The organism is Vibrio sp. V33_P6A3T137, from assembly GCF_009904835.1.
Lineage (GTDB): Bacteria > Pseudomonadota > Gammaproteobacteria > Enterobacterales > Vibrionaceae > Vibrio > Vibrio metschnikovii.
This window is the reverse complement of sequence record NZ_WXWK01000154.1, coordinates 18,483-29,259: the sequence shown is the minus strand read 5'-3', so window position 1 is coordinate 29,259 and position 10,777 is coordinate 18,483. Positions and strand designations below refer to the sequence as shown.

Here is a 10,777-nt window from a genome sequence, read left to right as displayed (position 1 = left end):
CAATCAGACTTTATCGAGTAACAAGACAATGTGGAGCGGTAGTTCAGTTGGTTAGAATACCGGCCTGTCACGCCGGGGGTCGCGGGTTCGAGTCCCGTCCGCTCCGCCACTGATAAGAGTCCCTAGCAGCAATGCTGGGGATTTTTTTATTGGTTGGTAATCAATAGCAGATAAAAGCAGGCAGCGGATAAGTTTAATTGAATAGAATACCCGCCTGTCACGCCGGGGGGCGCGCTGGTTGTTCAACGGCAGGGAGTCCCGTCCGCTCCACTGATAGAGTCCCAAAATAAACCTTATTCTAAGTGTTGTTTAATGCTGTTGGTTAGGTAAAATGCGGCTAGGTGATGATGTTCCACCTAGCAGTTATGCTAAACCGCTTTTCAAGCTGATGACGTCTGTACATGCAATGAGATAACAAGATAAGTTCTTGTTGTGTCTGTGTACAGCTCATTTGGCTCATCACAGAATCATTGCGTTTTATCCCTTTTTTTTAAGAGTGAAGCAATGATGCACACCTCAAAGAACCAATTTTATCCTCACACCGTTTATTGCTTATTATTCAGTATTATAAAGTTAACGCTTTTTAAAGACGCTTAATCAGTGTTTCGCTACGTTATTTACATTAATCACGACTATTATTATGCCTGTTATCTATTTAGTTAGCGCTAAATCTCGTTATTGAATGATGATTGGTGGAAGTGAAGCAAATCATTATTAAATGATTTGTACATCATTGGGAGCATAAATTTTGTCTATCAAATCTCTGGATCATTTACCTCACGTTGTATTACAAACATTACGTTGGACATTGCTAGTTACCCCATTAGCAATTTTAGTCGGCTTGATGAATGCTTTTTTCTTATGGGCTTTGGAAGTTGCGACTCAAACTCGTGTCGATAACCCGTATTTAATTTATGGGCTTCCTATTGCTGGTTTAGGATTAGTCTTTTTTTATCGCCAGTGGGGAGGTATTTCCGAGCGCGGTAACAATCTGATTATCGACCAAATTCATCAATCGAATGAGAAAATTCCTTTTCGGATGAGTGTTTTTGTACTTGTTGCGACAGTCGTTACTCATTTATTCGGTGGCTCTGCGGGACGGGAAGGTACGGCGGTGCAAATTGGCGGCGCGGTATCAGCTTGGTTTAGTCGCGTGTTTAAACTGGATGAATCTGATCAACGCTCTATATTGGTTGCAGGAATTGCCGCGGGGTTTGGTTCGGTGTTTGGCACCCCGATTGCGGGAGCTATTTTTGCCGTGGAAGTCCTGTCAGTCGGTAGGATTAAATATCAAGCATTACTACCGGCATTGATTGCTGCGGTTTTAGCGGATGTGGTATGCAGTGCGGTAGGGGCTCATCATACGCACTACAATATCGGCTTTGCACAGTTCAATAGTTTGTTTGAGCATCCTATATCGATTGATTTTATTTTAACTGGCAAGATATTGATTGCTGGCGTGATATTTGGCTTAGTGGGTTTACTGTTTAGTGAACTAACATCAGGCTTGAAAGCTTGGTTTCTACGTAGGTTACGCAATCCTTATTTAATTGTATTTTGTGGTGGTTTGTTAGTGATTGCTATCGTTAAGTTAATTGGTAACTATGACTATATTGGTATTGGTGTTTATCCTATACGTGAAGGTGGAGTGAGCATCACTTCTGCATTTGAGGCCGGTGACGCTGAATGGAATAGCTGGATATTAAAATTGATTTTAACGGCGATAACTTTAGCAGCTGGCTTTAAAGGTGGCGAAGTTACTCCCTTATTCTTTATTGGAGCCACATTAGGTAATTTCCTCGCATGGGTAATGGGGGCACCAGTTGAGCTGTTCGCTGCGCTAGGCTTTTTAGCGGTGTTTGCTGCCGCCGCCAATACTCCTCTAGCTTGCATTATTATGGGGGTTGAATTGTTTGGGGCTGATCATCTGATCTACTTTGCTTTAGTTTGTTTTATTGCTTATTACGCCAGTGGTCATACTGGTATTTATGGTTCACAACGTATTGCGGTGGCTAAACGTATTTCTCCTTATCAACCACCTAAAATAGACCAAACCGTCGCTCAGGCGATGGCGAGTAAAAAGAATAAGCAATAAGTATTAACTATTTTGCTGTTATCACTAGATTGCTAAATTTATATAATCTTGTATGCTAGTTTTCACTTGTCGGAGTGCCATATGGCTGAGACCGTTTATTCGGGATCCGTTGAACCTGATCAGGCTAATACCTGCGAAGGGAACAAGAGAAGACAATTTGTGGTGTCTTATTGTAACCCTATCTACACACCACTGATCTGTTGATCCCCTCTTGTTGCATCTTTCCGTCAAGCATTATCCCTAATGAATAACACAGGAAAATGCTATGTCGATTCGTAAACAAGCGAGACTGGAAGCAAAACAGTTTATTGATTCACTTTCAGTTCAACCTTACCCCAATTCTAATAAAGTTTATATTCAAGGCTCGAAACCAGATATTCGTGTACCGATGCGCGAAATTACTTTAGCTGACAGCTTGATTGGTGGCACTAAACAAGCACCGATCTATTCAGCAAATCAACCCATCCCTGTTTATGACACCTCAGGTGTCTATACCGATCCAAACTATACGATCAATTTAAAGCATGGCTTACCTAAGCTGCGTGATTCATGGATTGCAGAGCGTGGTGATATTGAAACGCTACCGGTGATGAGTTCAGAGTTTGCCCGTCAGCGCTTAGCCGATGAAACTCTCGATGAGCTGAGATATGGTCAGCTGCCTGATATTCGACGAGCCAAGGTGGGTAAACGAGTCACTCAGTTACATTATGCCAAACAGGGAGTGATTACACCTGAGATGGAGTTTATCGCCTTACGTGAAAATATGGGACGGCGAGAGTATCAAGATCAGCAGCTTAATCATCAGCACCCAGGTGAAAACTTTGGTGCCCATTTACCTGCTGAGATTAGCGCTGAATTTGTCCGTCAAGAGGTCGCGGCTGGACGAGCGATCATTCCTTGTAATATCAATCATCCTGAATCTGAACCCATGATCATCGGCCGCAACTTTTTAGTCAAAGTGAACGCGAATATCGGTAATTCTTCAGTGAGCTCTTCTATTGAAGAAGAGGTGGAGAAGTTGGTTTGGGCCACCCGTTGGGGGGCAGATACGGTAATGGATTTATCCACTGGACGTAACATTCATGAAACTCGGGAGTGGATTTTACGTAATAGCCCAGTACCTATAGGCACTGTTCCTATGTATCAAGCGTTAGAAAAGGTTAACGGCGTTGCTGAAAATCTGACCTGGCAGGTGATGCGCGATACCTTGTTAGAGCAAGCGGAGCAGGGAGTTGACTATTTTACCATTCATGCAGGCGTGCTGTTGCGTTATGTACCGATGACCGCAAAACGTGTTACTGGGATTGTCTCCCGTGGCGGCTCTATCATTGCTAAATGGTGCCTTGCCCATCACCAAGAAAATTTCTTATACACCCATTTTCGTGAGATTTGTGAAATCTGTGCCCAATATGATATTTCTTTATCGCTTGGTGACGGTTTACGTCCTGGATCGATTGCTGATGCCAATGATGAGGCGCAATTTGCCGAATTAAGGACCCTTGGTGAGTTGACTAAAATTGCTTGGGAGTATGATGTTCAGGCGATGATTGAAGGGCCTGGCCATGTACCCATGCATATGATTAAAGCCAATATGGACGAGCAACTTAAGCATTGTCATGAAGCGCCTTTTTATACTTTAGGCCCTTTAACCACCGATATTGCACCGGGTTATGATCATATCACGTCAGGAATTGGTGCGGCGATGATAGGCTGGTTTGGTTGCGCCATGCTGTGCTATGTGACACCCAAAGAGCATTTAGGCTTACCGAATAAAGAAGACGTAAAAACGGGGTTAATTACCTATAAGTTGGCAGCTCATGCGGCGGATTTAGCGAAAGGTCATCCCGGTGCTCAGGTAAGAGATAATGCGTTATCGAAGGCTCGTTTTGAATTTCGTTGGCAAGACCAATTCAACTTATCGCTTGATCCGATCACTGCTAAAGCTTTTCATGACGAAACTTTGCCGCAAGAATCTGGCAAAGTTGCTCATTTCTGTTCAATGTGTGGTCCCAAATTTTGCTCGATGAAGATCTCTCAAGAGGTGAGAGAGTACGCTAACGATGCACAGCAAGTGGCGGCGGATCAGACTATTTCGGTCACTATGCTTGAAAGTCCTTTACAAGGTATGCAGCAAAAATCGCAAGAGTTTCGTGCCTCCGGTTCGCAGTTGTATCATCCAGCGGTGACAGCGGAGGAATAAAGCGTGAAACTATTAATCCCTGCTCATTGTATTGAGTTAACGGGAGCCGTTCAGCAAGCATTATTGCTTGCTAAGCAGCAAGGTTTTGCGATCGAATCGATTGAGTTGGGTGTTAGCCCAACCCAATCGATACAGCTGCTTGGTCAGCATCGTTACCTGTTGCAAACGGATCTCTTTCCTCCTTTCTCAGGCTTAGAGTCATCACGGCAAAACTTGGCAGCTATTGCTATTGGCTATCAGTCGCGTAAGAGCGATAGTGAGATTGATAACCTAGACTCAGCCACCTTGTTGATTGGCGCTTCCTATCAAGGTCAGCAAAGGGATATTTGGCGTCACACCGATGGTGAATTAATGTTCCTATCGGGGGCGATGTTATCTCCAGCTCAGACTTGGCATCATTTAGCGTGGTTGGTCGCGGCACTATGTTTGGAATTTGCCCTTGAAGATGCTTTATGCATCGCTAGGGCTGCGCTGAATGTTTCACGTGAAACATGGCCAAAGGATTATAGGCATTTCCCAACAGTGCAGTCCTGCTTGATCGAGGAAACTAAAAAAACAGTAAGGTTTAGCTTTCCTTCACTGGCTAAACAGAGCTTAGGTCTTTATCCGGTGGTGGATAATATCGCTTGGGTAGAATCCTTGCTTAAGCTCGGCGTAAACACACTTCAGCTACGGATAAAAAATCCTCAGCAAGTGGATTTAGAACAGCAAATTGTTCGTGCGATTGAATTGGGCCGTCAATATCAAGCTCAGGTCTTTATTAATGATTATTGGCCATTGGCGCTTAAGCATGGTGCATTTGGCGTTCATTTAGGCCAAGAAGATTTACAATCAGCGGATCTTGATGCTTTAGCTAAGGCTAACATCCACTTAGGGTTATCAACCCATGGTTACTTTGAATTACTGACCGCGTTAAAAATCAGGCCGAGTTATATCGCATTAGGGCATATCTTTCCTACCACAACCAAGCAAATGCCTTCACGTCCTCAGGGGTTGGTACGTTTGGCGCTATACCAGCAGTTAGTAGATAGCAGTACCGACTATCGATATTTAGCGCCCGCCTCAGCTCTCGATCAACAACTCACTATACAACGAGACAGTACCATTAAGGGAGAGTTACCAACGGTAGCGATCGGGGGTATTGATTTAACCAATATTCAATCGGTAGTGGAATGTGGCGTTGCCAGTGTTGCCGTCGTGCGTGCCATTACTGAGGCCGATGATGTACACGCCGCAGTTAAGCATCTCCAAGCTCAACTAGCCAGTAAGCCGCAGGAGCAAAAGCTATCAACTCAGGAGGTGGCCGATGTTAACGGATAAGCAATTTTTACGTTATCAACGTCAGATTTGTTTGCCTGATATTGCTGAGCAAGGGCAAATCACATTGCTCGCAAGCAAGGTGTTGATTATTGGTTGTGGCGGTTTAGGCAATGCGGTAGGCCAATATCTTGCCGCTGCAGGGGTTGGCAAACTGATCCTAGCTGATGACGATACGGTAGAAGTCTCTAACTTATCTCGACAAATCGCTTTTCAAACTCAACAAGTAGGAATGTCGAAAGTCTCGGCTTTACAGCAATCTCTACAGCGCTTAAACCCTGAAGTACGCATCCGTTGCGTCAATCGGCGGATGGATGAGGCGCTATTAAATATAGAAGTACCGATGGCCGATGTTGTTGTCGACTGTAGTGATAATAGTGTCACGCGCTATGCGATAAACCAAGTCTGTCTCCAGCATGGCGCTGTACTTATTTCTGGCTCAGCGATTGGCTGGCAAGGTCAATGTATCGCGTTTAATTTTCGTCAGCAACATACCGCTTGCTATCGTTGTCTAGTGGCTGAGCATAACTCAGCGCGTAATTGCAGTGATAGTGGGGTAATTGGACCGGTAGTAGGAATGATAGGTAATCTACAAGCCTTAATGACCTTACAAGTCTTGCTCGATATTGGCTCGGTTAAATATCAACAGCTGCACTATTTTGATGGACAAAACTTAAGTTGGCAGCAATGGCGACTAGCGGCTGATCCTCACTGTCTGGTGTGTCATTCAGCATCTTCAACAGCAACGTCATCTTTTGCTGATCATTTTCACCAAGAGGAGATTACCTAATGACCATCTCTGTGACTATTAATCAACAGCTGCAGCAATTAGCACAACCGATCACCATTGCTGAATTACAACAGCAATTACAGTTACCCACCGTGGGCAGTGTATTTGCGCTTAATGATGGCATTATTCCCCAAGGTTTATGGGAGCAAACCATAGTTAACGACGGTGACACGATTGCCATATTTCAAGCCATCGCAGGAGGTTAATGATGTTAACTATTGCAGGAACTCAGTTTCAATCACGACTATTAACTGGCACTGGCAAGTTTGCCAATCGCCACACCATGGCAGCAGCGATAACTGCTAGCCAATCTCAGCTGGTGACGATGGCTTTAAAGCGAGTCGATTTACAGCATCGTGAGGATGACATTCTCGCGCCCTTGATCGCTGCTGGTGTTCAGCTATTGCCCAATACTTCGGGGGCGAAAACTGCCCGTGAAGCGATTTATGCTGCTCATCTCGCTCGAGAGGCGCTGCAAACGAATTGGCTTAAACTGGAAATCCACCCAGATCCGAAATATTTAATGCCCGATCCGATAGAAACTTTACTCGCTGCTGAACAATTAGTGAAAGAGGGTTTTATTGTTTTACCTTATTGCCACGCCGACCCTGTGTTATGTAAACGCTTGGAAGAGGTTGGCTGCGCGGCGGTCATGCCATTAGGTGCACCGATTGGAAGTAACCAGGGGTTAAGAACGCAAGACTTTCTAAAGATCATCCTTGAACAAGCCAATGTGCCAGTAATTATTGATGCCGGCATTGGTGCCCCTTCTGATGCGATGTTAGCGATGGAAATGGGCGCCGATGCGGTATTAGTCAATACAGCGATTGCTACTGCCGCTGATCCCGTTTTGATGGGACAGGCTTTTAAGCAAGCGGTCGAAACCGGACGCTTAGCTTATCAAGCAGGATTAGCCGCTCGTGGTCAACAAGCGGTGGCCTCAAGTCCGTTGACCGCTTTTTTGGATTGATACTATGAGTTTTCTAAATCGCTTTGCTGAACTTAATTGGGATGATATTAAGCTGTCCATATATAGCAAGACAACTACAGATGTCGAGCGGGCGTTAGCCAAGCCAGTTAGGACATTAACCGATTTTCAGGCTTTGCTGTCACCAGCCGCTGAGCCATACCTTGAGCAGATGGCTCAGCTGTCTTATGCTGTTACTCGCCAACGCTTCGGCCATACGATGGGCTTGTATGTACCGCTGTATCTATCGAACTTGTGTGCCAATAGCTGTAGCTATTGCGGTTTTTCAATGGAAAATCGCATTAAGCGGAAAACTCTTGATGTTGATGAAGTGCAGCAAGAAATAGCCGCCATTAAAGCAATGAACTTTGATAGTGTGTTATTGGTAACTGGTGAGCATGAAACTAAAGTCGGCATGAATTATTTTCGGCAAATGTTACCGTTAATTAAGTCCGCTTTTCATCATGTGGCAATGGAGGTGCAGCCGTTAGCACAACCGGAATATGCGGAATTAAAAAGCTTAGGTTTAGATGCGGTGATGGTTTATCAGGAGACGTATCATCCTTATACTTATGCTCAGCATCATTTACGTGGCAAGAAAACGGATTTTGAATTTAGGTTAGCGACTCCCGATCGCCTTGCTAAAGCTGGGATTGATAAAATCGGGTTAGGGGCTTTAATTGGTCTGGATGATTGGCGTACGGACAGTTTTTATGTCGCAACACATCTCGATTATTTAGAGAAGACCTATTGGCAAAGTCGCTATTCAATTTCTTTTCCGCGCTTACGGCCTTGTACGGGAGGGGTGCCTCCCAAGTCACTGATGACAGATAAACAGTTGGTGCAGTTAATTTGTGCCTTTCGTTTATTTAATTCGCAGGTTGAGTTATCGCTCTCTACTCGTGAATCGGCTGAATTTCGCGATCATGCTATGTTGCTTGGTATCACCAGTATGTCGGCAGCTTCGAAAACCCAACCGGGAGGGTATGCGGATAATAAACCAGAATTGGAGCAATTTACGATCAGTGATCAGCGAAGCGCGGCAGAGGTGGCGACTATTATTGAAGCTCGTGGACTTGCTGCGGTATGGCAAGACTGGCACTCGGTGTATTCTGGAGGGTATGTTTCACGTGAAACATTAACCAGTAAGAGTTTGTCATCACTTTAACGGATGCTTTGACACTTGAAGCTTAGTTAACTTAAAACTTAGTTAATATGTGTCTTTTAAGCTAAAAGCAATTCTCAAACGAAGCTTATTAAGTTGTTGAGATAAAGCACCAAGGTAATGAATAACTTTCTTGGTGCTTTTTTCATTTATTAGATAAGCAAGCTTGTTAACTGATAGTGATGAGTCACAAAGGGCTTAAGCGGCTTGATGATATTTACCTAATAGCGCGTGATAAAAATCATCGTCATTTAGCGTGCCAACAAGTTGCTGCTTATCGATGAGTAGGATAGGCAGGCCGGTTTTGTAACGTATCTCTATCGCATCGCGCATACTGATTTCAGGGCTGGCCATCACTAAAGTGGTCGAGTTTAGTTCCGTGGTTGGCATTCCCGATTGCCAAGTCATCAGCTGTAATGAGGGTGGTTGATGATTAGTGCCAGTTAACTGCCAACCTTGTTCCTTATGTTCTAACCATAAATCACGTTGCGAGCAAACTTGCCAGCGTTGTTGATCTTGACTGAAAGAGGATGCGTCTTTCATTAACGAACGACCTTTCAGTACATTCAATGGATTGGTATGAGCGACAAAGTCTTTGACGTATTGATTGGTAGGGGTTAATACAATCTCTTCCGGTGTGCCATGTTGGATTAGCTCTCCTGATTCCATAATCGCGATATGGGTGCCGATTTTTAAAGCTTCATCGAGATCGTGGCTAACAAAGACAATGGTTTTATTGAGTTTCTTCTGCAAGCTTAATAGCTCATCTTGTAGCTGACTACGAATTAAAGGATCAAGTGCTGAGAATGGCTCATCCATTAATAAAATGTCACTGTCCATGGCAAAGGCTCGTGCTAACCCAACTCTTTGCTGCATTCCGCCTGATAGCTCATGTGGGTATTTATCTTCCCACTCTTGTAGATCAACCATTTGTAGCTTTTCTCTGGCTTGTTGACGACGTTGTTTTTTACCAACCCCCTGCATTTCTAAGCCAAAAGCAACGTTATCCAACACGGTTAACCATGGCATTAAGGCGAACTTTTGAAATACCATCGAGACTTTATGCATTCTCAGTTGACGTAGTGTGGTTTGATTACAATCGGCTAGATTAATTGAATTCTGGCCATCTTGAACCAGTAGTGAACCGCGAGACACCGAATTTAAGCCATTAATAGCGCGTAGCAAGCTTGATTTACCGGAACCGGACAGTCCCATGAGTACGCAAATTTCACCTTGTTCAACATCAAGGCTCACGTTATTCACGCCAACCACAGTGCCGGTTGCAGCATTAATTTCTTGGCGTGACTTGCCTTGATCGAGTAAATCCAATGCAGGTTGGGGATTGTCGCCAAAGACGACATCAAGGTTACGTATCGTGATCGCATTCATTAGCTGTTTTCCTTACGTTGCGGCGTTTTACATAAACGGTCAAGAATGATGGCAACCAATACAATGGCGAGACCGGCTTCAAAGCCTTGGGAAATATTAACCGTATTGAGGGCGCGAATGACGGGTTTACCAAGACCATCGGCACCGACTAAGGCTGCGATGACCACCATTGAGAGCGAAAGCATAATACATTGGGTGATACCGGCCATGATACTGGGTAAAGCGGCGGGAAGTTCGACTTTAAACAACAGCTTCATTTTGCTAGCGCCAAAAGCTTTCCCTGCTTCAAGCAGCTCTTCTGGAACTCGTGTTACCCCTAAATAGGTCAGACGAATCGGGGCGGCAATGGCAAAAATAATCGTTGAGATCAGCCCCGGAACAATGCCAAGACCGAATAAAACTAGGGTCGGGATCAGGTAGACAAACGTTGGTACGGTTTGCATCAAATCAAGAATCGGTCTCAATAGGGTGTATAGCCAAGCTCGATGAGCAGCCATAATACCAATTGGTACGCCAATTAATACGGAAATCGTTGTTGCGGCAAACACCAAAACAAAGGTTTCCAGCATTTCTTGCCAGTAGCCAAGGTTAAGAATCAGTAGTAATGAAGCAATGATGAAAATGACCAGAGAGAAGCTGCGATGTAGCCACCAAGCCAAAGCGGCCGTGATCAAAATGGGAGCGGCTGGTGGCATGGCTTTAAATAGATCAATTAACAATAAAATACTACTTTCTAATACAAAAGCGATCACATCAAAAAATCGTTCTCCATGAATAGTCAGCCAGTCAACAAACGACTCCATCCATTGTCCGAGAGGAATTTTGTGTTCAGTAATCATAAGCATAGTTCCTTA

At 44.4% G+C, this 10,777-nt stretch carries 9 protein-coding genes, 1 tRNA gene and 2 riboswitches; of the genes, 8 read left to right on the top strand and 2 right to left on the bottom strand.

Going from position 1 to position 10,777, the window contains the following annotated elements; genetic code table 11:
- Window positions 1-32 precede the first annotated feature (32 nt).
- The 8 genes from CAG60_RS14830 (at window position 33) to thiH (ending at window position 8,537) form a co-directional block, all read left to right on the top strand.
- A tRNA-Asp gene (locus CAG60_RS14830) sits at window positions 33-109 on the top strand.
- Window positions 110-331: 222 nt separating this feature from the next.
- A riboswitch (Fluoride riboswitch) is annotated at window positions 332-405 on the top strand.
- Window positions 406-748: 343 nt separating this feature from the next.
- Window positions 749-2,095 carry a voltage-gated chloride channel family protein gene (locus tag CAG60_RS14825; RefSeq protein WP_161439282.1) on the top strand — a complete coding sequence of 449 codons (1,347 nt, stop codon included), beginning with the start codon at window positions 749-751 and terminating at the stop codon, window positions 2,093-2,095.
- 60 nt (window positions 2,096-2,155) lie between these two features.
- Window positions 2,156-2,254, top strand: a riboswitch (TPP riboswitch).
- Window positions 2,255-2,360: 106 nt separating this feature from the next.
- Complete coding sequence (gene thiC, locus CAG60_RS14820; protein ID WP_161439281.1) at window positions 2,361-4,295, top strand: phosphomethylpyrimidine synthase ThiC; 1,935 nt, start codon at window positions 2,361-2,363, stop codon at window positions 4,293-4,295.
- Between the two features lie 3 nt (window positions 4,296-4,298).
- Window positions 4,299-5,615 carry a thiamine phosphate synthase gene (locus CAG60_RS14815; protein ID WP_161439280.1) on the top strand — a complete coding sequence of 439 codons (1,317 nt, stop codon included), beginning with the start codon at window positions 4,299-4,301 and terminating at the stop codon, window positions 5,613-5,615.
- Window positions 5,602-6,402, top strand: a complete 801-nt coding sequence (locus CAG60_RS14810; RefSeq protein WP_161439279.1) for a HesA/MoeB/ThiF family protein — start codon at window positions 5,602-5,604, stop codon at window positions 6,400-6,402. Before CAG60_RS14815 ends, CAG60_RS14810 begins: the two co-directional genes overlap by 14 nt.
- On the top strand, window positions 6,402-6,608 hold the full coding sequence (gene thiS / locus CAG60_RS14805) for a sulfur carrier protein ThiS (protein ID WP_004393834.1): 207 nt from the start codon (window positions 6,402-6,404) through the stop codon (window positions 6,606-6,608). Before CAG60_RS14810 ends, thiS begins: the two co-directional genes overlap by 1 nt.
- 2 nt (window positions 6,609-6,610) lie before the next feature.
- Window positions 6,611-7,372: a thiazole synthase gene (locus tag CAG60_RS14800; protein WP_161439283.1), complete on the top strand. Its 762-nt coding sequence runs from the start codon at window positions 6,611-6,613 to the stop codon at window positions 7,370-7,372.
- 4 nt (window positions 7,373-7,376) lie between these two features.
- On the top strand, window positions 7,377-8,537 hold the full coding sequence (gene thiH / locus CAG60_RS14795) for a 2-iminoacetate synthase ThiH (RefSeq protein WP_161439278.1): 1,161 nt from the start codon (window positions 7,377-7,379) through the stop codon (window positions 8,535-8,537).
- A gap of 195 nt (window positions 8,538-8,732) precedes the next feature.
- On the opposite strand, the gene choV is transcribed toward thiH, so the two are convergent.
- Both choV and choW read right to left on the bottom strand, forming a co-directional pair.
- Window positions 8,733-9,923, bottom strand: coding sequence for a choline ABC transporter ATP-binding protein (gene choV, locus CAG60_RS14790; protein ID WP_161439277.1), 1,191 nt, complete (start codon window positions 9,921-9,923; stop codon window positions 8,733-8,735).
- Entirely contained in the window at window positions 9,923-10,768 is an 846-nt protein-coding gene (gene choW, locus CAG60_RS14785) for a choline ABC transporter permease subunit (protein WP_040903560.1), read from the bottom strand. Before choW ends, choV begins: the two co-directional genes overlap by 1 nt.
- Window positions 10,769-10,777: the final 9 nt, after the last annotated feature.